Origin of the sequence: Streptomyces sp. NPDC047886 (assembly GCF_043204435.1) — a bacterium.
Lineage (GTDB): Bacteria > Actinomycetota > Actinomycetes > Streptomycetales > Streptomycetaceae > Streptomyces.
This window is the reverse complement of the sequence record NZ_JBIDCF010000005.1, coordinates 90,531-116,868: the sequence shown is the minus strand read 5'-3', so window position 1 is coordinate 116,868 and position 26,338 is coordinate 90,531. Positions and strand designations below refer to the sequence as shown.

General features: G+C 71.7%; 25 protein-coding genes. 13 read left to right on the top strand and 12 right to left on the bottom strand.

Going from position 1 to position 26,338, the window contains the following annotated elements; all coding sequences use genetic code 11:
• Positions 1-127: 127 nt before the first annotated feature.
• The 6 genes from ACGF5U_RS18575 (at position 128) to ACGF5U_RS18550 (ending at position 4,476) form a co-directional block, all read left to right on the top strand.
• A complete protein-coding gene (locus tag ACGF5U_RS18575) occupies positions 128-802 on the top strand; it encodes a hypothetical protein (protein ID WP_392715623.1) in 675 nt (224 codons plus the stop codon).
• A 162-nt stretch (positions 803-964) separates the two neighbouring features.
• Positions 965-2,443 carry an AlkA N-terminal domain-containing protein gene (locus ACGF5U_RS18570; RefSeq protein WP_392715625.1) on the top strand — a complete coding sequence of 493 codons (1,479 nt, stop codon included), beginning with the start codon at positions 965-967 and terminating at the stop codon, positions 2,441-2,443.
• 23 nt (positions 2,444-2,466) lie between these two features.
• Positions 2,467-2,967 (top strand): methylated-DNA--[protein]-cysteine S-methyltransferase, encoded by a 501-nt coding sequence (locus ACGF5U_RS18565; protein ID WP_392715627.1) that lies wholly within the window; start codon positions 2,467-2,469, stop codon positions 2,965-2,967.
• Positions 2,968-3,184: 217 nt separating this feature from the next.
• Positions 3,185-3,493, top strand: a complete 309-nt coding sequence (locus ACGF5U_RS18560; RefSeq protein WP_392818845.1) for a cold-shock protein — start codon at positions 3,185-3,187, stop codon at positions 3,491-3,493.
• 98 nt (positions 3,494-3,591) lie between these two features.
• Entirely contained in the window at positions 3,592-4,158 is a 567-nt protein-coding gene (locus ACGF5U_RS18555; protein WP_392715630.1) for a hypothetical protein, read from the top strand.
• 117 nt (positions 4,159-4,275) lie between these two features.
• Positions 4,276-4,476, top strand: coding sequence for a DUF2191 domain-containing protein (locus ACGF5U_RS18550; RefSeq protein ID WP_392715632.1), 201 nt, complete (start codon positions 4,276-4,278; stop codon positions 4,474-4,476).
• Between the two features lie 136 nt (positions 4,477-4,612).
• On the opposite strand, the gene ACGF5U_RS18545 is transcribed toward ACGF5U_RS18550, so the two are convergent.
• On the bottom strand, positions 4,613-5,104 hold the full coding sequence (locus ACGF5U_RS18545) for an NUDIX domain-containing protein (RefSeq protein WP_392715634.1): 492 nt from the start codon (positions 5,102-5,104) through the stop codon (positions 4,613-4,615).
• Between the two features lie 158 nt (positions 5,105-5,262).
• Complete coding sequence (locus ACGF5U_RS18540) at positions 5,263-6,957, bottom strand: BCCT family transporter (protein ID WP_392715636.1); 1,695 nt, start codon at positions 6,955-6,957, stop codon at positions 5,263-5,265.
• A 113-nt stretch (positions 6,958-7,070) separates the two neighbouring features.
• On the opposite strand from ACGF5U_RS18540, the gene ACGF5U_RS18535 reads away from it, so the two are divergent.
• Positions 7,071-8,225, top strand: coding sequence for a glycerate kinase (locus tag ACGF5U_RS18535; RefSeq protein ID WP_392715638.1), 1,155 nt, complete (start codon positions 7,071-7,073; stop codon positions 8,223-8,225).
• A 216-nt stretch (positions 8,226-8,441) separates the two neighbouring features.
• Here ACGF5U_RS18535 and ACGF5U_RS18530 read toward each other — a convergent pair whose 3' ends face one another.
• On the bottom strand, positions 8,442-9,638 hold the full coding sequence (locus ACGF5U_RS18530; RefSeq protein WP_392715640.1) for a helix-turn-helix domain-containing protein: 1,197 nt from the start codon (positions 9,636-9,638) through the stop codon (positions 8,442-8,444).
• Positions 9,639-9,828: 190 nt separating this feature from the next.
• Here ACGF5U_RS18530 and ACGF5U_RS18525 point away from each other — a divergent pair, with 190 nt between their 5' ends.
• Genes ACGF5U_RS18525 through ACGF5U_RS18500 form a run of 6 tightly spaced genes read left to right on the top strand, consistent with a single transcriptional unit; the run spans position 9,829 to position 15,283 of the window.
• Positions 9,829-10,638 (top strand): ABC transporter ATP-binding protein, encoded by an 810-nt coding sequence (locus ACGF5U_RS18525; RefSeq protein WP_392715642.1) that lies wholly within the window; start codon positions 9,829-9,831, stop codon positions 10,636-10,638.
• On the top strand, positions 10,635-11,480 hold the full coding sequence (locus tag ACGF5U_RS18520) for an ABC transporter ATP-binding protein (RefSeq protein ID WP_392715644.1): 846 nt from the start codon (positions 10,635-10,637) through the stop codon (positions 11,478-11,480). The genes ACGF5U_RS18525 and ACGF5U_RS18520 overlap by 4 nt, the downstream gene beginning before the upstream one ends.
• Entirely contained in the window at positions 11,477-12,376 is a 900-nt protein-coding gene (locus ACGF5U_RS18515) for a branched-chain amino acid ABC transporter permease (protein ID WP_392715646.1), read from the top strand. The genes ACGF5U_RS18520 and ACGF5U_RS18515 overlap by 4 nt, the downstream gene beginning before the upstream one ends.
• Complete coding sequence (locus tag ACGF5U_RS18510) at positions 12,369-13,430, top strand: branched-chain amino acid ABC transporter permease (RefSeq protein ID WP_392715648.1); 1,062 nt, start codon at positions 12,369-12,371, stop codon at positions 13,428-13,430. The genes ACGF5U_RS18515 and ACGF5U_RS18510 overlap by 8 nt, the downstream gene beginning before the upstream one ends.
• A gap of 2 nt (positions 13,431-13,432) precedes the next feature.
• Positions 13,433-14,701: an ABC transporter substrate-binding protein gene (locus tag ACGF5U_RS18505; protein ID WP_392818843.1), complete on the top strand. Its 1,269-nt coding sequence runs from the start codon at positions 13,433-13,435 to the stop codon at positions 14,699-14,701.
• A gap of 54 nt (positions 14,702-14,755) precedes the next feature.
• Positions 14,756-15,283, top strand: coding sequence for a GNAT family N-acetyltransferase (locus tag ACGF5U_RS18500; protein WP_392715652.1), 528 nt, complete (start codon positions 14,756-14,758; stop codon positions 15,281-15,283).
• Positions 15,284-15,337: 54 nt separating this feature from the next.
• Here the strand turns inward: ACGF5U_RS18500 and pssA are convergent, their stop codons facing one another.
• The 9 genes from pssA to ACGF5U_RS18455 all read right to left on the bottom strand — a co-directional run bounded on the left by pssA (position 15,338) and on the right by ACGF5U_RS18455 (position 26,259).
• On the bottom strand, positions 15,338-16,201 hold the full coding sequence (pssA, locus tag ACGF5U_RS18495; protein ID WP_392715839.1) for a CDP-diacylglycerol--serine O-phosphatidyltransferase: 864 nt from the start codon (positions 16,199-16,201) through the stop codon (positions 15,338-15,340).
• On the bottom strand, positions 16,194-16,850 hold the full coding sequence (locus tag ACGF5U_RS18490) for a phosphatidylserine decarboxylase (protein WP_392715654.1): 657 nt from the start codon (positions 16,848-16,850) through the stop codon (positions 16,194-16,196). Before ACGF5U_RS18490 ends, pssA begins: the two co-directional genes overlap by 8 nt.
• Before the next feature lie 170 nt (positions 16,851-17,020).
• The gene (locus tag ACGF5U_RS18485; RefSeq protein ID WP_392715656.1) at positions 17,021-18,226 is read right to left on the bottom strand and encodes an acyl-CoA dehydrogenase family protein; all 1,206 of its coding nucleotides are present in this window, start codon (positions 18,224-18,226) and stop codon (positions 17,021-17,023) included.
• Positions 18,227-18,228: 2 nt separating this feature from the next.
• Positions 18,229-18,798, bottom strand: a complete 570-nt coding sequence (locus ACGF5U_RS18480) for a MaoC family dehydratase (RefSeq protein WP_392715841.1) — start codon at positions 18,796-18,798, stop codon at positions 18,229-18,231.
• A 5-nt stretch (positions 18,799-18,803) separates the two neighbouring features.
• The gene (locus ACGF5U_RS18475) at positions 18,804-19,775 is read right to left on the bottom strand and encodes an HpcH/HpaI aldolase/citrate lyase family protein (RefSeq protein ID WP_392715658.1); all 972 of its coding nucleotides are present in this window, start codon (positions 19,773-19,775) and stop codon (positions 18,804-18,806) included.
• A complete protein-coding gene (locus ACGF5U_RS18470; protein ID WP_392715660.1) occupies positions 19,772-21,793 on the bottom strand; it encodes a protein meaA in 2,022 nt (673 codons plus the stop codon). The genes ACGF5U_RS18475 and ACGF5U_RS18470 overlap by 4 nt, the downstream gene beginning before the upstream one ends.
• A 10-nt stretch (positions 21,794-21,803) precedes the next feature.
• Entirely contained in the window at positions 21,804-23,141 is a 1,338-nt protein-coding gene (ccrA, locus tag ACGF5U_RS18465; RefSeq protein WP_392715662.1) for a crotonyl-CoA carboxylase/reductase, read from the bottom strand.
• 408 nt (positions 23,142-23,549) lie between these two features.
• On the bottom strand, positions 23,550-24,386 hold the full coding sequence (locus tag ACGF5U_RS18460) for a TetR family transcriptional regulator (protein ID WP_392715664.1): 837 nt from the start codon (positions 24,384-24,386) through the stop codon (positions 23,550-23,552).
• Between the two features lie 91 nt (positions 24,387-24,477).
• On the bottom strand, positions 24,478-26,259 hold the full coding sequence (locus tag ACGF5U_RS18455; protein ID WP_392715666.1) for a 3-hydroxyacyl-CoA dehydrogenase family protein: 1,782 nt from the start codon (positions 26,257-26,259) through the stop codon (positions 24,478-24,480).
• Positions 26,260-26,338 lie beyond the last annotated feature (79 nt).

Here is a 26,338-nt window from a genome sequence, read left to right as displayed (position 1 = left end):
CGTTTCCCCAGGCCAGGGTACGCGTCCCCGTCCCGCCGTCCCGTTCCCCCGCGCCGTGCTTGCCGACGCGGCGACGCGGCCCGGACGCTGGCCGCACCGACCGAACGAACGAAACGGGGAAGCACCCATGAACCTCAGCAAGCACACGCTCACGGTCACCGCCCTCGCCGGCGCGCTCCTTGTCCCGCTCGCGGCGGGGGCGCAGGCCGCCGCCCAGCCGGCCGCCGCACCCGCGTCGGCGGCGGCGCCCGCCGCGTCCGGGAGCACGGCGAAGCGGGCGGCCACGGCGCCCGGCTTCCTCGCCGCGCGGGACCTGCCGCCGGCCAAGGGCACCACCTGGACGGCGGGCAAGGTGACCAAGGGGCTGCCGGAGTTCGAGCCGTTCTGCCTGGAGAAGGTGCTGCCCGCCCAGGGCACCACATGGCACCGCCGGTTCGGCACGGACCTCGACACCTGGGCGGTGCAGGTGTCCGTACGGACGCCGAACGCGGCCGCCGCCCGCAAGCTCGTCACGGCCGCCGAGAAGGCCGCCGCGGGCTGCGCCGCCGACTGGCTGCGCGGTACGCCCGGCGGCACCGCGTCCTGGCAGGACTACGGCAGGCTCGCGGTCGAGGAGGGGGCGCACGTGTACGGCGTGCACACCGCCGTCCCGGAGTCGGAGCACGGCGTCCATCTGATCGGCATCGGACGCGACGGAAGCACGGTCACCCTCGTGCAGTGGGCGCAGATGGGAACCCTCAGCCACGCCCCGGTGAAGGCGTTCAAGAAGACGACCACCACAGCGGTGGCGAAGCTCCACTGAGCTCGGGCTTCCGGTCGCGGAAGCTCCACCGAGTTCCTGGGCGCGGCCCCGCCGGAGGGGAGCGGGCCCGCGCCCAGGGAGTCGCGGCCGGGTGCTGGCAGCGGTAGGTTCATGTCGGTTTTCCGCCAGCCCCCGCCTCGTACCGTGCCCGATGCTTGAACCATGCACACCGACACCGAGCGCTGCGTACGGGCCGTACAGTCCAAGGACGCCCGTTTCGACGGCTGGTTCTTCACCGCCGTCCTCACCACCCGGATCTACTGCCGGCCGAGCTGCCCGGTGGTGCCCCCGAAGCCCGAGAACATGACGTTCTACCCCAGCGCGGCCGCCTGTCAGCAGGCCGGTTTCCGGGCCTGCAAGCGGTGCCGCCCGGACACGAGCCCCGGCTCGCCGGAGTGGAACGCCCGCGCCGACGCCGTCGCGCGGGCCATGCGGCTCATCCGGGACGGCGTCGTGGACCGCGAGGGCGTGCCCGGCCTGGCCGCCCGGCTCGGCTACTCGACGCGGCAGGTGGAGCGCCAGCTCCTCGCCGAGCTCGGAGCCGGGCCGCTCGCCCTGGCCCGAGCGCAGCGCGCCCAGACCGCCCGCATCCTCATCGAGACCACATCGATGCCCATGGCGGAGGTCGCGTTCGCGGCCGGGTTCTCCTCTATCCGCACGTTCAACGACACCGTGCGCGAGGTCTTCGCCCTCGCCCCGAGCGACCTGCGGGCCCGTGTCGCGCGCGCCTCGTCCACACCGCCGCGCACCCCCGGTGTGATCGCGCTGCGGCTGCCGTACCGCGCGCCCCTCAACCCCGACAACCTGTTCGGCCACCTCGCCGCGACGGCGGTCCCGGGGGTCGAGGAGTGGCGCGCCGGCGCGTACCGGCGCACGCTCACCCTCCCGTACGGGCACGGCATCGCCGCCCTCACCCCGACGCCCGACCACATCGCCTGCCGGCTCACCCTCACCGACCCGCGCGACCTCACCCACGCGATCAGCCGCTGCCGCTGGCTGCTGGACCTGGACGCCGATCCGGTCGCCGTGGACGACCAGCTCCGCACGGACCCGCTGCTCGCACCGCTCGTGGACAAGGCGCCGGGCCGCCGGGTGCCGCGCACCGTCGACGCCGCCGAGTTCGCCGTACGGGCGGTGCTCGGCCAGCAGGTGTCCACCGCGGCAGCCCGCACGCACGCCGGGCGCCTGGTCACCGCGCACGGGGTGCCCGTCGAGGACCCTGAGGGCGGGCTCACGCACCTGTTCCCGACGCCCGGGGCGCTCGCGGACCTGGATCCCGAGGCCCTCGCCCTGCCGCGCAGCCGCCGGGGCACCCTCACCACCCTGGTCGCCGCCCTCGCCGACGGCTCGCTCAGGCTCGGCCCCGACAGCGACTGGGACGAGGCCCGCGCGCGCCTCGGAGAGCTGCCCGGCTTCGGGCCCTGGACCGTCGAGGTGATCGCGATGCGCGGGCTCGGCGACCCCGACGCGTTCCTCCCCACCGACCTCGGCATGCGCCGCGCCGCCGCCGGGCTGGGGCTTCCGTCGACGCCCGCCGCGCTGACGGCCCGCGCCGCCGCGTGGCGGCCCTGGCGCGCGTACGCCGTGCAGTACCTGTGGGCGACCGACAGCCACCCGATCAACCGTCTCCCCACCCCGTGACGAACCCGAGGACGCGTTTTCCGATGATCCGTCAGCACACCGTCGTGGACAGCCCGTACGGCCCTCTGACCCTGGTCGCCACCGAAGGCGTCCTCAGCGGGCTCTACATGACCGACCAGCGTCACCGGCCACCCGAGGAGACGTTCGGCGACCCCGACCCCCGCCCCTTCGGCGAGGCGATCCGGCAGCTCGACGCCTACCACGCGCACCGGCTGACCGCCTTCGACCTGCCGCTGCGCCTGGCCGGGACACCGTTCCAGCGGCGCGTCTGGGAGCGGCTGCGGACGATCCCGTACGGCGAGACCCGCACCTACGGCGAGCTCGCCGATGAACTCGGCAGCCCCGGCGCCTCCCGCGCCGTCGGTCTCGCCAACGGCAGGAACCCGATCGGGATCATCGTCCCCTGCCACCGCGTCATCGGCGCGAACGGCAGCCTCACCGGCTACGGCGGCGGCCTGGACCGCAAGCGGCGCCTGCTCGCCTTCGAGGGCGGTGCGCCGGAGGCGGCCGGCGCGCTGTTCTAGAGGCCCGCGACCGGGCGCCCCCGACCGGACGGCCGGCGTCCGATCGTCCGTCAGCGTGCGCTCCACGGATGCGAGAACCCCGCGGCGGCGGAGCTCCGGGGCGGCGCTGGTAGTGTGCGGCTCACCGGTCGCGTGCCGCCTGACCAGCGGCACTGCCATGACCGGGTCGACGATCACGAAAACTGGGGGAGTAGTGCCTGAGCGAGCCGTGTCCGGTGTGACATCCGACGACGTGCTCAGTGGGCACGTGCAGGAGTGGCACAGCGAGGAGGGGTGGGGTGTCCTGGCGACCCCTGCCCTGCCGGACGACGTATGGGCGCACTACTCGGCCGTCGAGGCCGAGGGTTTTCGCGCGCTGACCGCCGGGGAAGCGGTCACCTTCACGGTGGAGCGGGCCGAACAGGACCAGTTCCACTGGAGGGCCGTGCGCGTCTGGCCGTCCGGTCCCGGGCCGTTGCCGGGAGGCGGCGGCGATGCCGACGGGCCGGGCTACTCCTCCAGCCTCGACATCACCTTCGATTCCTGATCGGAGCCCCGGTAAGCGACCGGCCGGATCCATAAGCCACGCATGGCGGGTGGGTGGTTACCCCTGCCCATGCGGTGGACGGAACAGGACACCCACCGTTGTCTCTCATAACCACCAAGCGTGTCGGCGCGATCGGCTCCGCCGCTCTCGCCGCGGCGCTGCTCGTGCCCACCGCCCCCGCCCACGCGGGTGTGCAGCAGGCGAAGCACGTCTTCAAGATGTCCGCCCCGTACTACGAGAAGACCGACTCCAACGGCAAGTTCACCGGACAGGTGAACATGGCGGCCACCGTCGGCAAGCCCGCCACGATGGCGTGGTCCTTCCGCACGTCGCCCAAGGTGCAGGCCATCGCCACCGGCAAGATGACCTGCAAGGCGGGTCACATGCAGCTGCCGTACCACGACAGCCACAGCAACGTGGCCGTCGACTACTTCTGGCACTCCTCGGTCAAGAACAACGTACGCAACAAGGACTACACCCTCTACGGGAACTGCACGTTCCGCGTGAAGGTCGGGGGTAAGACCGGTACCGCGAACCTCGGCTTCCGCTTCAACTACTCGCTCTTCGACGGCATCAGCAAGATGGCGCCGCGCGACGAGGCGACGCCGCCGGCCTCGACGGACGACGAGTTCGGCTCGGACCTCGAGATCACGTACGACTCGTGACGTCCCGGGCCCCCTGGACGCCGAAGTCCGGGGGCCCGCCCCACTCGTCACCGCCCTCCCTCCCTCTCATCCCGGGACGCCGCATCGCTTTCCGAGGTCTGCTGCTAGGGTCCGCCCATGGCCAAGGTCTCCGTGTCACTCGATGCCGAACTCGTCGTGGAAGTCATGGTCCTGGCGGGCGTCGGCAGCCCGCAGGACGCCGTGGAGCTGGTCGTCCGTGACTACATCCAGCGCGGCCACCGCACCGAGGCCCGGGTGGCGACGCGGGACGAGAACCCGCGCAAGACGGAGGCCGAGCCGCCGGACCCCCAGGGCTGAGGCGCCGTCGCAGCCAGGGCGCCGTCACGGCCACGAACAGCCCGAACAGGGCGAGCCGGCGCAGTCCGGGCGACTGCGCCGGGCCGCTGTCCAGCAGCGCGTACGTGGCGTAGGCGTCGGTCGCCCGGCGCACCCGTCAGCGCACGGGCCGGCCGTTCTCCAGCTCGACCGGCCCCCGCCCCTCCGCCAGGGTGTCCAGCGCGGCCATCACACGCGGGCCGAGCGTGCCCAGCAGATACGCCGGGAGCTCCTCGCGCCGCACCAGCTTCCACGAGACGAGCTCCTCCTCCTGGAGCCGGATGGACCGGAACTGCTCACCGTCGAGCACGCCGCCGTCGTACACGTACGCGACGATCGGCGGGCGGGCCGGGCCGAGCACCCAGTCGACCGCGAGCAGCCGCCCCGGCTCCACGTCCAGGCCGATCTCCTCCAGGGTCTCCCGGCGGGCCGCCCCGCGCGGTGTCTCGCCGTCGTCGGACTCGATGGTCCCGCCCGGAAGCGCCCACCCCTCCCGGTAGTTGGGCTCGACGAGCAGCACCCTGCCCTCGGTGTCACGGAACAGGCAGGCGGCGCCGGCGAGGACGCGGGGGAGTCCGGCGATGTACGCGGCGTAGTCGGTGGAGGTCACGCGGCCAGCCTAGAGGGTGATCGGGCGACCTCGCCGGGTGTCGATCGACGTTCCCCCGGGCGTCGTACGGGCCGTCGCACGCGCCGAGGCGCGGGCCGCCGCTCGGGCCGTCGTACGGGTCGAGGCGCCGGGTGCGGCACGTGGCGCGTCCCCGGACGTCATGTCCCGTCGTCGGACTCCGAGCGGGACCTCGCCGCCCGTCGCAGCCGGTAGTGCCGCACCTGGCCCTGTTCCGTGACGGCGTCGCCGACCATCGTCCGTACGACGTCCCGCAGGCCGTGCAGGGCGTGGTGCCGCGCCGGGCCCGCGCCCGGGTCCTCGCGCAGCTCCTTCAGCAGCGCCCCGCACAGCAGCAGCATGACCACCACGAACGGCAGCGCCACCAGGATCGTCGCCGTCTGCAGCGAGTTCAGCCCGCCCACCACCAGCAGGACCGCCGCGACCGACGCCATCAGCACGCCCCACACCACCACCAGCCACGTCGGCGGGTGCAGCGCGCCACGGCTGGTCAGCGAGCCCATCACCAGCGACGCCGAGTCGGCGCTCGTAACGAAGTACGTCATGACCAGCACCATCGCGACGAACGACGTGACCGTCCCGATCGGCAGCGCGTCCAGCATCGCGAACAGCGACGCCTCGGCACCGTCCTCCACGGCGCCCGCGAGATCCGCCTCACCGGTCGCCTCCAGCCGGAGCGCCGAACCGCCCATCACACAGAACCAGACGACGGTCGCACCGCTCGGCACCAGCAGCACACCGATCAGGAACTCGCGGATGGTCCGGCCGTGCGAGATACGGGCGATGAACGTCCCGACGAACGGCGCCCACGACAGCCACCACGCCCAGTAGAAGATCGTCCAGGTGCCCAGCCAGGCGTGGTCCGAGAAGGCGCCGGTGCGCGTGGCCATCGGCAGCAGGTTCTGCAGGTACCCGCCGACGGACGCCGGGATCGAGTCCAGGATGTAGACGGTCGGGCCGAGCAGGAAGACGAATGTCATCAGTCCCGCCGCGAGCACGATGTTCAGCGTCGACAGCCACTTGATGCCCCGGTGCAGACCGGAGAAGGCCGACACGACGAACGCCGCCGACAGCGCCGCGATGATGATCAGTTCCGTGGTCCTGTCGGCGGTGACCCCCGCCGTGAGGTCGAGCCCCTCGGCGACCTGGAGCGCGCCGAGGCCCAGGCTCGTCGCCGTACCGAAGACGGTCGCGAACACGGCGAGCAGATCGATCACCCTGCCCTGCCACGCCACGGCCCGTCGCGCCCCGATGAGCGGTACGAACGCGGCGCTGAGCCGGTTGCCCCGGCCCTTGCGGAACCCGGCGTACGCCAGGGCGAGGCCGGCGATGCCGTAGATCGCCCACGGCGTGAGCGTCCAGTGGAAGAACGAGTACTCCATGGCAGTGCGCGCCGCCTCGGCGGACTGGGCCCGCACCCCGCTCGCAGGCGGCGGCGTCAGGTAGTGCGTGAGCGGCTCCCCGACGCCGTAGAACATCAGACCGATGCCCATGCCCGCGCTGAACATCATCGCGATCCAGGCGAGGTTCCCGAACTCCGGCTCGGAGTCGTCCTTGCCCAGCCTGATCCTGCCGAACCGGCTGAACGCGATCACCAGGCACAGCACGAGGAAGACGTCGGCGGCGACCACGAAGAGCCAGCCGAAGTTGTTCAGGACCCACGTCAGACTCGTGGACGAGACGCTGTCGAAGGACTCGTCGCCGAGCCACGCCCACAGGACCACACCGGCGACGGCGGCCATCCCGATACCGACGAGGGCGCGGTCGGGTGCGCCGGTCACGGGGGTGCCGGACGGGGCCCCCGGCTGCGGTTGATCGATCGGTTCCGTGCTCATGACGCCCCACTATGGTGCGAAATCTCGTCACAGCGGGGGGTGGCACGCCGTCTGACGGTACGGATAGGGTCGGCTCTGGCGCGACTGCCTGTTCGATAGCAAGGGATGCAAGAGTGGCGGACGGAGCAGTTACTGAGGCCGCGCGGGTTCTCGTCGCGGCTGACAAGTTCAAAGGTTCGCTCACGGCCGTCGAGGTCGCGGAGCGGGTGACGGCCGGACTCCGGCACATCGTCCCGGACCTCCCGGTGGAGACCCTGCCCGTCGCCGACGGCGGCGACGGGACGGTCGCGGCCGCGGTCGCGGCCGGGTTCGAACGGCGTGAGACGCGGGTCACCGGGCCGCTCGGCGAGCCCGTCACCGCGGCGTACGCGCTGCGCGACGGCACGGCCGTGGTGGAGATGGCGGAGGCGTCCGGCCTCCAGCTGCTGCCCGCCGGGGTCTTCGCCCCGCTCACGGCCACCACGTACGGCTCCGGGGAGCTGCTGCGGGCCGCGCTCGACGCGGGCGCCCGCACCATCGTCTTCGGTGTCGGCGGCAGCGCCACGACCGACGGCGGCGCCGGCATGCTGGCAGCCCTCGGCGCGCGGTTCCTCGACGCGGCCGGGGAACCGGTCGGGCCCGGCGGCGGCGGGCTGCGGGACCTGGCGACGGCCGACCTGTCGGGGCTCGACCCCCGCTTCGAGACCGTGGACCTGGTCCTGGCCAGCGACGTCGACAACCCGCTGACCGGCCCGAAGGGCGCCCCTGCGGTGTTCGCCCCGCAGAAGGGCGCGAGCCCCGAGGACGTCGAGACGCTCGACACCGCTCTGGCGCACTACGTGACCGTGCTGGAGAAGGCCATCGGCCCGAGGGCCGCGGAGGCCGCCGTCTCGCCCGGCGCGGGCGGTGCGGGCGGCATCGGGTACGGGGCGCTGGTCGGGCTCGGCGCGAGCTTCCGCCCCGGCATCGAGCTCATGCTCGACATCCTCGGCTTCACGGACGCGCTCTCCCGCGCCACCCTCGTGATCACCGGTGAGGGCTCGCTCGACGAGCAGACGCTGCACGGCAAGGCCCCGGCGGGCGTCGCGGCCGCGGCGCGCGAGGCCGGCCTCGAGGTCGTCGCGGTGTGCGGCCGCCTCGCCCTGCCTCCGGAGGCCCTGGGCCGGGCGGGCATCCGCCGCGCCTACCCGCTGACGGAACTGGAACCCGACACGGCGAAGTGCATCGCCGAGGCGGGTCCGCTGCTGGAGCGGGTGGCGGCGAACATCGCCCGCGACTTCCTCTCCTGATCCGTCCGCCGGTCTGACCCGTCCGCCGGTCTGACCCGTCCGTCCGTCTGACCCCTCCGCCTGTCCGCCCGTCCGTCCCGCCCCGCGGGTCCCACCCGGTGCCGGGGCGGACGGTCTCGGCCAGGACGGTCGGGACCCGGACGGTCTCCCAGGACCCCGCCGGTCTCAGTCCGGACCGGCCGGGCCCGCTCCGGACCCGGCCGGGCCCAGAGCGGCTCAGCCCGGGGCCAGCCGGAACGCGTCCAGGGCCAGGGTCATCTCCGTCAGGTCCCTGGGGCGGGACAGGGACCGGGACGTGAGCTGTTCCAGTCGGCGCAGCCGGTTGAACACCGTGTTCCGGTGGCAGTAGAGCCGGCTCGCGGCCCGCCCGGCCGAACCCTCGCAGTCCAGCCAGACGTCCAGGGTCTCCAGGAGCACCGCCCGGTCCGCCGGGTCCAGCTCGAGCAGGGCCCCCAGGACGTCCGCGACCAGCAGGCCCGCCAGCTCCGGCTGGCTCACCACGAGCGCCCCGGGCATCCGGCGGTCCAGCCGTACGACCCCGCGCGCGTCCGGCGGGCAGGTGCGCAGCGCCAGCTCGGCGAGCCGGCGTGCCCGGCCGAGTTCGCTGAGGCCCTCCACCACCGGACTGATCCCGCCGGGGCCCGCGCTCCGGTCCTCCAGCAGCCCGGCGAGGGTGTCGAGGCCCGTCTCGTCCGCCAGCCACACCACGCCGATCTCGCAGTCCGTACGCATCCGCCACACGAACCGCATCCCCGCGTCCACCACCCGCCGGTGCGACGACGAGGGCGGCTCCCGCCGGTCCCCGCGCAGCACCACCACCGCGTACCGGCCGCGCTCGGGCAGATCGAGCCCCGCCGCCGCGCGTGCGGCGAGCTCGGCGGACCTGGGGCCCTCCAGCAGCGCGTCGAGGAGAGCCTGGAGCTGTTCGTCGGTGCGCCGGCGCAGCTCGAGCTCCGTCGTCCGGTAGGCGTCCGACGCGATGTCGGCCTGCGCGTCCACCGCCGACCACACCATGGTGGCGGCCTGCGTCAGCACCGCCAGCCGCCGCGCGTCGTCCGTCGCGTCCTCCAGCAGCGCGTCCCACACCAGATGCCCTGCCATCCGGTACGCCCGGACCACCAGCTCCAGCGGCAGCCCCTGCTCGGCCCGCCGCCGCCCGAGCCGCTCGGCGTGCTCCAGGTCGCGGCGCGGAGACGCGCGCGGCGCCGAGATCGTCTCGATGCCGATGCGCATCGCCTCGTGCGCCTCCTGCCAGTGCTCGTCGTGGCCGATGATCCGGCCGTACGCGGGGGAGTGCTCGTTCAGCTCCCGCAGATGTGTGTCCACCAGCTCGGGCAGCCGTTCCAACAGCGCGGCGCACGCCTGAGCGAGGACCTTCCAGTCGTCTCCCGTACGGGGTCTGCGTCCTCCCATGGCGGGCAGCATGCCACCGCCCGCCGGCCCCCGGCAGACCCCTGACACGCGGTCTTGTGCGCGTGCACAACCCCTTCGGCTACCCGCTGGTCACCCGCAGCGTTTCTCCCGCAGGGCGTGGACGCGCGGCCCGCGCCGGTGCTGGGGTGAGCGCCACTCAGGCAATCCGACGAGTCCCGAAGGGGGACCCATGGCCGATGCCGCACTCGACGTGCGGGGTCTGACGGCCGGATACGGACCGGTGACAGCGCTACGGCAGGTGTCGCTCCACGTTCCGGAGGGCGGCGTGGTCGCCGTCCTCGGTGCCAACGGCGCCGGCAAGTCCACCCTGCTCCGCGCCCTGTCCCGCACCCTCGCGTTCCACGGCGGCGCCGCCACCGGCGGCACCATCACCTTCGCCGGGCGCCCGCTGCACACCCTGCCGCCCGACCGGGTCGTGGCCGCCGGCGTCTGCCATGTGCCCGAGGGGCGCGAGGTGTTCGCCCGGATGACCGTCGAGGACAACCTCCGCGCCGGCGCGCTCGGCGCGACCGGAGGCCGGGCCGCGAAGGCCGCCGCGCTGCGCCGCGTCCACGAGCTGTTCCCCGTCCTCGCCGAACGCGCCCGTCAGCGCGCCGGGCTGCTGTCCGGCGGGGAGCAGCAGATGCTCGCCGTCGCCCGCGCCCTGATGGCATCGCCGCGTCTCCTCCTCCTCGACGAACCGTCCCTCGGCCTCGCCCCGTTGATGGCCGCGCGGATCGCCGACACGGTCAGGGAGATCAACGCCCAGGGCACCTCCGTCCTCCTCGTGGAGCAGAACGCCGCGATCGCGCTGCGCCTGGCCTCCCACGCGTACGTACTCGAAGTCGGCGAGGTCGCCCTCTCGGGCCCGGCCGACGAGCTCGCCGCCACCGACGAGGTGCGCCGCCGCTACCTCGGTGTGGTGGACGAGGACGCCGCCGCCGACGCCGCGCGTGCCGAGGCCGCGCACCCCACCCTCACCCGCTGGGAGGCGCCATGACCGACACCCCGCCCCCCGCCGCGCCCGACACCCCGCCCCCCGCCGCGCCCGGCGCCGAGGCCGACGCCGGGGTGCCCACCCTCCAGGTCAGCGACCTGACCGTACGGTTCGCGGGCCTGACCGCCCTCGACGCGGTGGACTTCACCGTGCCGCCCGGCACCGTCCACGCCGTCATCGGTCCGAACGGCGCCGGCAAGTCCACCTGCTTCAACGTGCTGTCCGGTGTCTACCGGGCCACCTCCGGCAGCGTCAGGTTCGGCGCCGACGAGCTGACCGGACTGCCCCCGCACCGCATCGCCGCGCTGGGCGTCGCACGGATCTTCCAGAACCTCGCTCTGCCGCCCCGGGCCAGCGTCGCCGACGCCCTCATGCTGGGCCGCCACCGGCTCACCCGGGCCGGGTTCCTCGCCACCGGGCTGCGGCTGCCGTCCGCGACCCGGGAGGAGGCCCGGCACCGGGAGCGGGTCCGGGAGATCGCCGCGTTCGTCGGCATCGAGGACCAGCTCGACCGGCCCGCCGGATCCCTGCCGTACGGGCAGCAGAAGCTGGCCGAGCTGGCCCGCGCCCTGTGCATGGAGCCCAGGCTGCTCCTCCTGGACGAGCCGGTCGCCGGGATGACGGCCGACGAACGGCGCCGCACAGCCGCCGTGATCGCCGGGGTCCGGGACTCCCTGGGCATCTCGATCGTCCTCGTGGAGCACGACATGGGGCTGGTGATGCGGCTCGCCGACTCCGTCACCGTCCTCGACTTCGGCCGTCGCATCGCCGACGGCACCCCCGCCGACGTACAGAACGACCCGGCCGTCGTCCGGGCCTATCTCGGCCAGGAGGCCACCCCGTGACCGCGTGGACGACCTTCACCGAACTGCTCATCAACGGAGTCTCCCTGGGCTCCGTCTACGCCCTGATCGCCCTCGGCTTCGTGGTCATCTTCCGCGCCACGGAAGTCGTCAACTTCGCCCACGCCTCACTGCTCCTCGCGGGCGGCTACGTCACCGCCGTCCTCCACGAGTCCATCGGCTTCTGGCCGGCGCTGCTGGCCGGCATCGCCGGCGCCGCGGTCGTCGGGGCCGCCGTCGAGTTCCTGGTGATGCGCCGCTACCGGGGCTCCGACCACAGCGTCCTCGCCATCGTCACCATCGGCGTGGACATCCTCCTCACCACCGAGCTGGCACGCCGTATCGGCACGGACGTGCTCGCGCTCGGCGACCCCTGGGGCGCCTCCGTCGTCACCGTCGGCCCGGTCTCCATCGCCCAGACCCGGATCGCGGCGCTCCTCGCGGCCGGCCTCCTCATCACCGCGTTCCTGCTCGCGTTCCGCTGCACGTCGTGGGGGGTCGCGATGCGCGCGGCCGCCGAGAGCGCCTCCACCGCCGCCCTCATGGGCGTCCGCCTCGGCCGGGTCTCGCTCGGCGCGTGGGCGGTGGCCGGCGGGCTCGCCGCCGTCGCCGCGCTGTTCCTCACCGTCTTCCCCACCCCCGGGCTCGAAAGGTCCACCTCGCTCGCCGCGCTCAAGGCGTTCCCCGCCGCCATCCTCGGCGGCCTCGACTCCACCACCGGCGCACTGGTCGGCGGGCTCATCGTCGGCGTCACCGAATCCCTCGCCACCGGCTACCAGGGCGATCTGACGTTCCTCGGCCGTGGCATCGGCGACCTCGCCCCGTACCTGGTGATGGTCGCGGTCCTGCTGATCCGCCCCGCGGGGCTCTTCGGTACGAAGGAGCTGGCCCGTGTCTGACCTGCTGCGCGCCCCGCGCACCTGGGCCGTCGCCATCGGCGCGGTCCTGCTGCTCGCCCTGCCCTTCTACCTGGACCGGTTCTGGCTCCAGGCGGGCCTGTTCGCCATGGCCGCCGCGATCGGCGCCATCGGCATCAACCTGCTGACCGGCTCGACCGGCCAGCTCTCCATGGGACACGCCTTCTTCCTCGCCGTCGGCGCCTACGGCTACTGCGCCCTGGCCGGCGACGGCTCCGACGGGCTCACCGGCCTGGGCCTGCCCGGCTGGCTCGCCGCCGTCGGCGCGGTGGCGCTGGCGGGCGCGGCGGGCGGCCTGTTCAGCCCCATCGCGGGACGGCTGCGCGGCGCGTACCTCGGTATCGCGACGCTCGCGCTGATCTTCATCGGGCAGCACGTCCTGTTCAACGCCCACGATCTGACCGGTGGCTTCAACGGCCGCGCCGTGCCGCCGCTCAACCTGCTCGGCGTCACCTTCGACGAGAGCGAACTCCTCGTCGCCCAGGTGCCGTTCGGCGCCGCCGAGAAGCTCTGGTACCTGGCGCTGGCCCTGCTGCTGGGCTGCGCCCTGTTCGCCAGGGGCGTCCTGCGCGGCCGCCCGGGACGCGCCCTCAACGCCATCCGCGACCATCGCATCGCGGCCGGGGTGCTCGGCATCCCGGTCGCCCGCTACCGCGCGGCGGCGTTCGTGCTCTCCTCCATGTACGCCGGTCTGGCGGGTGTCCTGCTGGCGCTGGTCTTCCAGCGCACCGTGCCCGAGTACTTCGGGATGCTCCTGTCGCTGGAGTACCTCGCCATGATCGTCATCGGAGGTCTGGGGTCGGTGGCGGGCGCGGTGCTGGGGGCGGTCTTCGTCTCCCTGCTGCCGCAACTGCTGACCCGTTACAGCGACACCCTGCCCCTGGTCTCCGCCCCCGGAACGGGCGGGATCGCACCGGGCGAGGCGTCGCGCTATCTCTACGGCGCCGCCGTCGTCGCGGTGGTGCTCTTCCTGCCCGGTGGCCTGGTCCGGTCGGCCACCCGGCGTCCCGCACCCACCCCTGGGGAGGAACGATGACCATGCCCGCACAGTCCCGCAGGCGGCTCGCCGCCACGCTCGCGGTCCTGCTGGCGCTCACCGCCGCCGGCTGCAGCGCCAAGGCGAAGAGCGGCGACGACGGGGCCGGCACCGGCGCCGACGGCGTGAAGACCGGCGAGGGCGTCGGCGACAAGACGATCAGGCTCGGTGTGCTCACCGACATGACCGGCGTGTACGCCACCCTCGGCAAGAGCGTCACCCAGGCCCAGCAGCTGTACGTCAAGCAGCTCAACGCCCAGGGCGGGGTCTGCGGCCGCACCGTGGAGCTCACCGTGCGCGACCACGGCTACGACCCGCAGAAGGCGCTCGCCTCCTACACCGAGCTGGAGTCCGACGTGCTGGGCTTCCCCCAGTTCATCGGCTCGCCGTTCGTCGCGGCGGTCGAGCAGCGCGTCGACGGCCAGGACAAGGGCCTCGTGCTGCCGCAGGCGTGGTCGGCGTCGCTGCTGGGCAGCCCGTACATCAGGGTCATCGGCACGACGTACGACATCGAGACGATCAACGCGGTCGACTTCCTGCTCACGGAGAAGGGCCTGAAGAAGGGCGACAAGCTCGGCCACGTCTACTTCGAGGGCGACTACGGCGAGAACGCGCTCGCCGGGTCCCGGCACGCGGCGCGGCAGGCCGGGCTCACCGTCGTCGAGCAGAAGATCAAGCCGACGGACAACGACATGTCGGCGCAGGTCGCGGCGCTCAAGCAGGCGGGGGTCAAGGCGATCGTCCTCAGCGCGGGCCCGCGACAGGCGGCCTCCCTCGTCGGTGTCGCCGCCGCGGTGAAGCTGAACGTGCCGGTGATCGGCAACAACTCCGCCTTCGCCCCGCAGCTGCTCGCCACCCCGGCCGCGCCCGCGCTGGAGAAGATGTACTACGTGGCGTCGCCGAGCCTGCCGGTCGGCGCGGACACCCCCGTCGCGAAGAAGCTGGTCGCCGACTACCGCGCGGCCTACCCGAAGGACGCCCTCGACAACGGCGTCGTCGCGGGCTGGACGGCGGCGCAGGTCTTCGGCGAGGCCCTGAAGAAGGCGTGCGCGTCGAAGGACCTCACCCGGGAGGGCCTCGGCAAGGCCCTGCTCACCCTGGAGGGCCACGAGGCCGGCTTCGGCGTGAAGCACGACTTCAGCCGCCCGAAGTCCCCGTCGTCGCTGGACAGCGCCATCCTGCAGCCGGACCGCAAGGCCGTCGGCGGCATGCGGACCGTCCGTGAGCCGTACACATCGGAGGTGGCACAGGACTTCACACCGGCCGGCTGATCACCGCGAAGCCCCGGTGACACCGGGGAAACACCCCTGTGTGAACCTCTGGCCATGAACGATCGCATCGAGCCCCTCACCGCCGCGCGGATCCGCGCCCTGGCGGCCGAGGGGCTCGCCGCGCTGCTCCGTGACGCCGTGCACGACGGTGCGTCCGTCGGCTTCCTCGCGCCGCTGAGCGAGGCCGACGCGGCCTCCTGGTGGCGTACGGCGGCCGACGAGGCCGAGCGAGGGGTACGGAGTGTCTGGGCGGCGTACGGGCCCGAGGACGCCGTTCTCGGCGTGATCACCCTCGTCCGGGCCCCGTACCCGAACCAGCGCCACCGCGGCGACATCTCCAAGCTCCTCGTCCACACCGCCGCCCGGGGCCGGGGCCTCGGGCGCCGGCTCCTCGCGACCGCCGAGCGCGCCGCCGCCGGCGCGGGGCTCACCCTGCTGGTCCTCGACACCGAGACCGGCAGCGCGGCGGAGGGCCTGTACCGCACCGCGGGCTGGACCCCGGCCGGGACGATCCCCGGCTACGCGGGCGACCCGGCGGGCGTCCCGCGCCCCACCACGTACTACTACAAGGCCCTGTCCTGAGACATGTCGAGGGCCCGGGTGCGCACCGCACCCGGGCCCTCGCCATGTCTTCCGCTACGGCAGCTGCGCCGCCCGCGCCTCCCGGCTCTCGCGCCGGTTGTCACGGAACGTGTTCACCCGCCGCGCCGTCGCGAACAGCGGGATCACCGCACCCAGCACCACCTGGAGCGCGCACCCCGTCTGGAGCAGCAGCTGACCGCCAGGCGCGTCGAACGCCCAGGCCGCGAGCAGCCCCATCGCGCCGACGATCCAGCTGAGCATCGCCACCGCGAGGACACCCCGCGGCTTGGGGTACTCCACCCGGCTCACCATCAGCCAGGCCGTACCGATGATCGCCAGCAGCGTCGGGATGAACGGCAGCTCCAGCAGCACGATCGACACGACCGTGAGCGCGCCGAACGGGCTCGGCATGCCCTGGAACATGCCGTCCTTCATCGTCACGCAGCTGAATCTGGCGAGCCGCAGCACCACCGCGAGCAGCACCACGATGGCGGCCACCGCGGACACCCGCTGGTGCGCGTCGTCCGCGACCATCCCGTACACGAGCACGAAGTACGCCGGGGCCAGACCGAAGCTGATCAGGTCCGACAGGTTGTCCAGCTCCGCGCCCATCGGCGAGGAGCGCAGCTTGCGCGCCACCAGGCCGTCGAACAGGTCGAAGATCGCCGCGCACAGCATCAGGATCACGGCGGTCGCGGCGGAGTGCCGCGCCATCCCGGTCTCCTCGCTGCCCGTGAGGTGCGGGATGAGGATCCCGGTGGTGGTGAAGTACACCGCCATGAAGCCGCACGTGGCGTTGCCGAGGGTGAGCGTGTCCGCTATCGACAGCCGGAGCGAGAGAGGCATCTCCTCCTGCTCGTCGGCGGTGTCCGCCTCGGCCTCGGCCACCCAGCCGGCCTGTGTCTCAGGGTCAATCACGGTCAATTCGAGTCACCCCCGCGGTCGTGGTCTGCCCGACCTCGACGGCGACGTCCACACCTTCCGGAAGGTAGATGTCCACGCGCGATCCGAAGCGGATCAGGCCGATGCGCTCGCCCTGCTCGACCTTGGCGCCCTGCGCGAGGTACGGCACGATGCGCCGCGCGACGGCACCGGCGATCTGCACCATCTCGATGTCGCCGAGTTCGGTGTCGAAGTGCCAGACAACGCGCTCGTTGTTCTCGCTCTCCTTGTTGAACGCCGGCACGAACCCACCCGGGATGTGCTCGACGGAGGTCACCGTGCCCGCCAGGGGAGCGCGGTTGACATGGACGTTCAGCGGGCTCATGAAGATGGCGACCCGGGTGCGTCCGTCCTTCCACGGCATGATGCTCTGCACCACACCGTCGGCGGGCGAGATGACCCGGCCCTGCGCGATCTCGCGCTCGGGGTCGCGGAAGAACCACAGCATGCCCGCCGCCAGAGCGGTGGCGGGCACGGCGACGGCCGCGGCGCGCCTCGAACGGCGCGCGCGGACGAGGCTGACTGCTGCGGTGGCGACGGTCGGCAGAAGCCACGGCGATGCTCCGCGCGCGAGGCGTACGCCGGCGAGGCTGTCGCGAGGTGCAGAGGTTTGGCTGTGGGGCATGGATGACCTTCGTAGCGGATGATGCCGCGCTGGGAACGGGGGACGGCGGCTTTTCGGGCGATGCTATCGGTTGCGGGCCGCAACTGGGCAAGCCAGAGGCCGAGTCGGAGGCCGGAAGAAGATGACTCGGTGTGATCTTCTTCGCGGCCAAACCGCCCCAAACCTGGCAATCAACCCTGGAACCGGTACTCCTCGAGCAGCCGACGACCAATGATCATTTTCTGGATCTCGGCGGTACCTTCACCGATGAGCAGCATCGGCGCCTCGCGGTAGAGACGCTCGATCTCGTACTCCTTCGAGAACCCGTATCCGCCGTGGATCCGGAAGGCGTCCTCGACGACTTCCTTGCAGTACTCGCTGGCGAGGTACTTCGCCATGCCTGCTTCGAGGTCGTTTCGCTCCCCGGAGTCCTTTTTGCGTGCTGCGTTCACCATCATGGCATGAGCGGCCTCGACCTTGGTAGCCATCTCGGCGAGCTTGAACTGAATCGCCTGGTGCTGGGCGATCGGCTTGCCGAAAGTGTGACGCTGCTGGGCATACGAGACACCCAGCTCGAAGGCACGCTGAGCGACACCGCAGCCACGGGCCGCCACGTTGACCCGGCCGACCTCCACGCCGTCCATCATTTGGTAAAACCCTCGGCCGGTGGTGCCGCCGAGGACCCGATTGGCCGGAATGCGCAGTCCGTCCATGATGAGTTCCGTGGTGTCGACACCCTTGTAACCCATCTTGTCGATCTTCCCCGGAATGGTGAGGCCGGGTCGGACCTCTCCGAAACCGGGCTCCTTCTCCACCAGGAAGGTCGTCATCGACTTGTGCGGGGCCGTGCCCTCGGGGTGTCCTTCGTCACTTCGGACGAGCACGGCGACCAGAGTGGACGTCCCGCCGTTGGTGAGCCACATCTTCTGGCCGTTCAGGACGTACTCGTCGCCGTCCTTGACCGCCTTGGACGTGATGGCCGACACATCGGAGCCGAGCCCCGGCTCGGACATCGAGAACGCGCCACGCACCTCGCCGACCGCCATACGCGGCAGGAAGGTGTCCTTCTGCTCCTGCGTGCCGTGCTGCTTGAGCATGTACGCCACGATGAAGTGGGTGTTGATGATGCCGGAGACCGACATCCAGCCCCGGGCGATCTCCTCCACGCACAGCGCGTACGTGAGGAGGGACTCGCCCAGACCCCCGTACTCCTCGGGGATCATCAGACCGAAGACACCCAGCTCCTTGAGCCCGTCGACGATCTCCTGCGGGTACTCGTCGCGGTGCTCCAGGTCGGTCGCGACCGGGATGATCTCCTTGTCGACGAAGTCCCGGACGGTGGACAGGATCTCCTGCTGGACGTCGGTGAGACCGTGGGTCTGCGCGAGTCGGGCCATGACTACTTCTCCTGTGCCTTCGGCTCCGAATGAGCGGTGCCGCCCCGCGGGGGCGTCGGTTGAGGGTGGTGGTCGGAGACGGCGGGGCGGCCGGGCTGCTCGCCGCCGCGCTCCTTGATGTACGTCTCGGTGGGCACCATCACCTTGCGGCGGAACACGCAGACCAGCGTGCCGTCCTGCTTGTAGCCCCTGGTCTCGACGTACACGATCCCGCGGTCGTTCTTCGACTTCGACGGGGTCTTGTCGAGGACGGTCGTCTCGCCGTAGATCGTGTCCCCGTGGAAGGTCGGCGCCACGTGGCGCAGCGACTCGATCTCCAGGTTCGCGATGGCCTTGCCCGAGACGTCCGGCACGGACATGCCCAGCAGCAGCGAGTAGATGTAGTTGCCGACGACGACGTTCCTGCCGAAGTCCGTCGTCTTCTCCGCATAGTTGGTGTCCATGTGGAGCGGGTGGTGGTTCATCGTCAGCAGGCAGAAGAGGTGGTCGTCGTACTCGGTGACCGTCTTCCCCGGCCAGTGCTTGTAGACGGCGCCGACTTCGAACTCTTCATAGGTGCGGCCGAACTGCATGGTGCTCACGCCTCCGGGGCTTCGAACTTCGAGGTACGGGTCATGCCGGCGGCGCGGCCCTTGCCGGAGATGACGAGCGCCATCTTGCGGCTGGCCTCGTCGATCATCTCGTCGCCGAGCATGGCGGAGCCCTTCTTGCCGCCCGCCTCGGACGTGTAGTACTCGTACGCGTCCAGGATCAGCTCGGCGTGGTCGAAGTCCTCCTGCGAGGGCGAGAAGACCTCGTTGGCGGCCTCCACCTGACCGGGGTGCAGGACCCACTTGCCGTCGAAGCCGAGGGCCGCGGCGCGCTGCGCGACGGCCTTGTAGCCGTCGATGTTCTTGATCTGGAGGTACGGCCCGTCGATCGCCTGGAGGTTGTTGGCGCGGGCGGCCATCAGGATGGCCATCAGGATGTAGTGGTAGGCGTCGGCGCCGTAGCCGGGCGGCTGCTCGCCGACGACCAGGGACTTCATGTTGATGGATGCCATGAAGTCGGCCGGGCCGAAGATGATCGTCTCGACCCGCGGGGACGCCTGGGCGATCGCGTTGACGTTGTTGAGACCCTGCGCGTTCTCGATCTGGGCCTCGATGCCGATCTTGCCGACCTCGAAGCCCATCGTCTTCTCGATCTGCGTCAGCAGCAGGTCGAGCGCCACGATCTGCTGGGCGTCCTGCACCTTCGGCAGCATGATGCAGTCGAGGTTCTGCCCGGCGCCCTCGACCACGGTCACGACGTCCCGGTACGTCCAGTGCGTCGTCCAGTCGTTGACCCGCACGACCCTGGTCTTGCCCGTCCAGTCGCCCTCGTTGAGGAACTTGACGATGGTGTGGCGCGCGTCCGGCTTGGCGAGCGGCGCGCACGCGTCCTCCAGGTCCAGGAAGACCTGGTCGGCGGGGAGGCCCTGGGCCTTCTCCAGGAAGCGCGGGTTGGAGCCGGGCACCGCGAGGCAGGAGCGGCGCGGTCGCAGCCGGTTCACAGGCTGGGTCTCGGTCATGCGGGGACCTCCAGAGGGTCGAGCTTGTTCGCTTTCCGGATCTCGTCGACGATACGGCCGATGATCTCCGTGATACCGAAGTCCTTCGGGGTGAAGACGGCGGCCACGCCCGCGCGCCTCAGGTCGGCGGCGTCGGCGTTCGGGATGATCCCGCCGACGATGACCGGGATGTCGGACGCGCCGGCCTCCCGCAGCCGGGTCAGGACGTCCGGCACCAGCTCGGCGTGCGACCCGGACAGGATCGACAGGCCCACGCAGTGCACGTCCTCCGCGAGCGCGGCGTCCACGATCTGCTCCGGGGTGAGCCGGATCCCCTGGTAGACCACCTCGAACCCGGCGTCGCGGGCCCGTACGGCGATCTGCTCGGCGCCGTTGGAGTGCCCGTCGAGGCCGGGCTTGCCGACGAGGAGCCGCAGCCGCCCCGCGCCCAGCTCCTCGGCCGTGCGGGACACCTTCCGCCGTACGGCGGCGAGCGGCGTGCCCTCCTCGGCGGCCACCGCCACCGGCGCGGACGACACGCCCGTCGGCGCGCGGAACTCGCCGAACACGTCCCGCAGCGCCCACGCCCACTCGCCGGTGGTCACGCCCGCGCGGGCGCACTCCAGGGTGGCCTCGAAGAGGTTCCCCTCGCCCGCGGCGGTCGCCTTGAGGGCGGCCAGGGACTCCTGGGCGCGGGTCTCGTCGCGGTTGTCGCGCCACTCGTGCAGGGCCGCGACGACCCGCGCCTCGTTGGCCGGGTCCACCGTCATGATCGCGGTGTCCAGGTCGGCGGTGAGCGGGTTCTCCTCGGTCGTCTCGAAGATGTTGACGCCGACGATCTTCTCGTCGCCGGCCTCGATCCGCGCCCGTCGCTCGGCGTGCGAGGACACCAGCTGCGACTTGAGGTAGCCGGACTCGACGGCGGCCATCGCGCCGCCCATCTCCTGGATCCGGTCGATCTCGGCGAGGCACTCGGCGACCAGGGCCTCCACCTTGGCCTCGATGACGTGCGAGCCCGCGAAGATGTCCTCGTACTCCAGCAGGTCGCTCTCGTGCGCCAGGACCTGCTGGATGCGCAGCGACCACTGCTGGTCCCAGGGCCGGGGCAGGCCCAGGGCCTCGTTCCAGGCGGGCAGCTGCACGGCGCGGGCGCGGGCGTCCTTCGACAGCGTGACGGCCAGCATCTCCAGGACGATGCGCTGGACGTTGTTCTCCGGCTGCGCCTCGGTCAGCCCGAGCGAGTTGACCTGGACGCCGTAGCGGAACCGGCGCTGCCTGGGGTTCTCGATCCCGTACCGCTCGCGGGTGATCTGGTCCCAGATGCGGCCGAAGGCGCGCATCTTGCACATCTCCTCGATGAAGCGGACGCCCGCGTTCACGAAGAAGGAGATCCGGGCGACGACCTCGCCCCTGCGGTCGTCGGGGACCTGCCCGGAGGCGAACACCGCGTCCAGGACCGCGATGGCCGTGGACATGGCGTAGGAGATCTCCTGGACCGGAGTGGCCCCCGCCTCCTGCAGGTGGTAGCTGCAGATGTTGATCGGGTTCCACTTCGGCATGTGGTTCACCGTGTAGGTGATCATGTCGGTGGTGAGGCGCAGGGACGGGCCCGGCGGGAAGACGTGCGTCCCGCGCGACAGGTACTCCTTGACGATGTCGTTCTGGGTCGTCCCCTGGAGCCTGGTGATGGCCTCCTTGTCGAGACCTTGCTCCTCCGCCACCACCTGGTAGAGCGCCAGCAGCCACATGGCGGTGGCGTTGATGGTCATGGACGTGTTCATCTGCTCCAGGGGGATGTCCTGGAACAGCCGCCGCATGTCACCGAGGTGGGACACCGGCACGCCGACCCGGCCGACCTCGCCGCGGGCGAGGATGTGGTCCGGGTCGTAGCCGGTCTGCGTGGGCAGGTCGAACGCGACCGACAGGCCGGTCTGTCCCTTGGCGAGGTTGCGCCGGTACAGCTCGTTGGACGCCTCGGCGGTGGAGTGGCCCGCGTACGTCCGCATCAGCCACGGCCGGTCCTTCTGACGCTCTGTCATCTAAGGGACCTCAGATGTTCCGGAAGCGGTTGATGGCGTCGATGTGCTGGTCGCGCATCTCCTGGTTCTTGACGCCCATGCCCTCCTCGGGGGCGAGGCACAGCACGCCGACCTTGCCCTGGTGGAGGTTGCGGTGGACGTCGTGGGCGGCCTGGCCGGTGTCCTCCAGGGAGTACACCTTCGACAGGGTGGGGTGGATCTTGCCCTTGGCGATGAGCCGGTTGGCCTCCCACGCCTCGCGGTAGTTCGCGAAGTGCGAGCCGATGATCCGCTTCAGCGACATCCACAGGTACCGGTTGTCGTACTCGTGCATGTAGCCCGAGGTCGAGGCGCAGGTGGTGATGGTGCCGCCCTTGCGGGTGACGTACACGGACGCGCCGAAGGTCTCACGGCCGGGGTGCTCGAAGACGATGTCGATGTCCTCGCCGCCGGTGAGTTCGCGGATGCGCTTGCCGAAGCGCTTCCACTCCTTGGGGTCCTGGGTGTGCTCGTCCTTCCAGAACTTGTAGCCCTCGGCGTTGCGGTCGATGATCGCCTCGGCGCCCATCGAGCGGCAGATGTCCGCCTTCTGCTCGCTGGAGACGACACAGATCGGGTTGGCGCCGCCCGCGAGCGCGAACTGGGTGGCGTACGAGCCGAGGCCGCCGCTCGCGCCCCAGATCAGGACGTTGTCGCCCTGCTTCATCCCGGCGCCGTTGCGGGAGACGAGCTGGCGGTACGCGGTGGAGTTCACCAGGCCCGGTGCCGCCGCCTCCTCCCAGCTGAGGTGGTCGGGCTTGGGCATCAGCTGGTTGGACTTGACGAGCGCGATCTCGGCGAGGCCGCCGAAGTTGGTCTCGAAGCCCCAGATGCGCTGCTCCGGGTCGAGCATCGTGTCGTTGTGGCCGTCCGAGGACTCCAGCTCGACGGAGAGGCAGTGCGCGACGACCTCGTCGCCCGGCTTCCAGGAGTTGACGCCCGGGCCGGTGCGCAGGACGACGCCGGCCAGGTCGGAGCCGATGATGTGGTACGGCAGGTCGTGGCGCTTGGCGAGCTCGGACGTCCTGCCGTACCGCTCCAGGAAGCCGAACGTCGACAGCGGCTCGAAGATCGAGGTCCAGACGCTGTTGTAGTTGACCGAGCTGGCCATGACGGCCACCAGGGCCTCGCCGGGGCCGAGCTCCGGCAGGGGCACCTCGTCGAGGTGCAGTGACTTGCGCGGGTCCTTCTCGCGGGTGGAGAGACCGGCGAACATCTCGGTCTCGTCCTTGTGCACGGTGACCGCGCGGTAGGACTCGGGCAGGGGCAGTGCGGCGAAGTCCGCGGACGTGGTGTCCGGGGACTGGATCGCGTCCAGGATTTCCTTCACGGTGTTGCCTCCGGCGAGGAACGTCTCTACGGGGAGACGTCGAGGGGAACGTCGGGGTGCTGGTGCTGTGGAGGTGTGCCGTCGGTTCGGCCGGGTGGTGCTGGCAGCGCGGGGTGGTGCGCGGAGGTTGCCTGTGACGCAGGCGCCGGGCGCGCGACCACGAGGGTCGCGGGGACAGCCGGCGTGCGAGGTGTCCCGGCACGCCGGCCGCCCGGACAACATCAACGTATGGCACCCCGTGCCAGGTGGCAAGACACTGCGTGCCAACAATTTCTCTCAGATGCGTACCTCGGCTCACGGATGAGCGATGATCGATCGAGAGGTCCGGAGGAACCGGGACGGAACGCGGGAAAACACCGGTGGCCGCTCCCGGAAGGGGAGCGGCCACCGTAGGGGCGGGACGACGCGTCAGGCGTCGCGCTGGTCCTTCAGCGCCTGCTGGATGGTCCGCATGACCTCGTTCAGCGGAGCGTCGGTGCGGGCGACCGCCACCACCACGTCACCCTGGGTGGACGCCGTGGCGCGCGTCGCGGGCGCGGGCCTCGCCCCGCCCACCCGGCCGGCGCCGATACCCGTGCCGAAGGTGTCCCTGACGATCGCGAACGCGTGGTCGAGCTGCGCCTCCACATCGCCCTGGCCGCCCGCCCGCAGCCAGCGGCGCAGCACATGGTTGTGCGCGGTGACGACCGCCGACGCGGCCACCTCCGCCAGCAGCGGGTCGTCGTTGCCGTCGTGGTGGTCCCGCTCGTCGAAGTGGCCCAGCAGATAACGGGTGAACAGCCGCTCGTACCGGGCGACCGAGGCGATCTCGCGCTCCCGCAGCGTCGGCACCTCACGCGTGAGGCGGTAGCGCTCGACGGAGACCGCCGGGGACGCCGCGTACATCTTCATGACTTCCTTGATGCCCCGGCACACCGTGTCCAGCGGGTGCTCGTGCGCCGGAGCGGCGTTCAGCACCGCCTCCGCCCGGACCAGGGTGTCGTCGTGGTCGGGGAAGATCGCCTCTTCCTTGGAACGGAAGTGCCGGAAGAAGGTGCGGCGGGCGACCCCGGCCTGGGCGGCGATCTCGTCGACGGTCGTCGCCTCGTACCCCTTCGTGGCGAACAGTTCCATGGCCGCGGCGGCCAGCTCGCGGCGCATCTTGAGCCGTTGGGCGGCGGCGCGGCTGCCCGACGAGGTCTCCGGGGCGTCGGGGGCGGAGGTGGGGCGAACGGGCCGTCGGGCGGGGTCAGCGGGCTGGGACATGACCCGAACGTACTGCATTCGCGCAGGAGAGCGCGCCTGAGGGGCCGGGCCGCCCGACCGGTCGAACAGCCCGCCCCACTCCCCGTACGGCTCAGCGCCGGGCATATTCGCGGAAGCCGCGCCCCGTCTTGCGGCCCAGGCAGCCGGCCGCCACCAGGTGCTCCAGGAGCGGCGCCGGCGCCAGGCCCGGGTCCCGGAACTCGCGGTGCAGCACCCGCTCGATGGCGAGCGACACGTCGAGCCCGACCACGTCGAGCAGTTCGAACGGGCCCATCGGGTAGCCGCCGCCCAGCTTCATCGCGGCGTCGATGTCGTCCAGCGAGGCGTAGTGGTCCTCGACCATCTTGATCGCGTTGTTCAGGTACGGGAACAGCAGCGCGTTCACGATGAAGCCGGCGCGGTCGCCGCAGTCCACCGGGTGCTTGCGGATCCTGGCCGTGACCTCGCGGACGGTGGCGTGGACGTCGTCGGCGGTCAGCACCGTACGGACCACCTCCACCAGCTTCATCGCGGGCGCCGGGTTGAAGAAGTGCATCCCGATGACGTCCTGCGGGCGCGAGGTGGCGCGGGCGCAGGCGACGACCGGCAGCGACGACGTCGTCGTGGCGAGGATCGCGCCGGGCTTGCACACCTTGTCCAGCGTCGCGAACAACTGCTGCTTGATCTCCAGGTCCTCGGCGACGGCCTCCAGGGCGAGGTCCACTTCGGCGAACGCGTCCAGCGAGCCGGCCGGGGCGATCCGGGCCAGCGTCTCGTCCCGCGCCTCGGCGGTCAGCCGGCCCTTGTCGACGGAACGGGCCAGGGACTTGGCGATCCTGGCCTTCGCCGTCTCGGCCTTCTCCAGCGAACGGGCGGCGAGCACCACGTCGTATCCGGCCTTCGCGAACACCTCGGCGATACCCGACGCCATCGTGCCGGAACCCGCGACACCCACCGAACGGACCTCGCGGCCGCCGCCGCCCTCCGCGGTCTCCAGCGGCGTCAGCGCGTCCCGCACGACGACGGCGCTGCCCGGCTCCTCGTACGTGTAGAAGCCGCGGCCCGACTTGCGGCCGGTCAGCCCGGCCTCGCTGAGGTGCTTGAGCACGGGCGCCGGGGCGTGCAGCCGGTCCCCCGACTCGGTGTACATGGCCTCCAGGACCGTACGGGCCGTGTCGACGCCGATCAGGTCGAGCAGCGCCAGCGGGCCCATCGGCAGCCCGCAGCCCAGCTTCATCGCGGCGTCGATGTCCTCCCGGGACGCGTACTTGGCCTCGTACATCGCCGCGGCCTGGTTCAGGTAGCCGAAGAGCAGCCCGTCCGCGACGAACCCGGGCCGGTCGCCGACCGCGACGGGCTCCTTGCCCAGGTCGTGGGCGAGCCGGGTGACCGCCTCGACCGCCTGCGGGGCCGTCAGCACCGAGGAGACCACCTCGACCAGCTTCATCGCCGGGGCCGGGTTGAAGAAGTGCAGCCCGAGGACCCGCTCGGGGCGGGCGGAGTCGGCGGCCAGCCGGGTCACGGACAGCGCGTTGGTGCCGGTGGCGATGATCGCCTCCGGGCGGACGACGGAGTCCAGCGCCGCCAGCACCTGCTGCTTGACCTCGTACGACTCGGGCACGACCTCGATCACGAGGTCGGCGTCGGCCGCGGCCTGGAGGTCGCAGAAGGTACGGAACCGGGCGAGGATGTCGCGCCGCTCCTCCTCGGTGATCCGCTCGCGGGCGACCGAGCGGGCGGTGGCGGCCTCCAGCGCGGTGACCGCGCCCCGGGCGGCGGCCTCGCTGATGTCGATACCGATGACCTCACGGCCGGAACGGGCGAGGACCTCGGCGATACCGGTGCCCATCGTGCCCAGACCGACGACGGCGATGGTGGAGAGAGGGGTGTCCATCAGGGGACTCCAGGGATGAGTGACGACTGATGAGGGGACGCGTGCGGACACGCACGCACGCGGGGTGCCGAGAAGACGG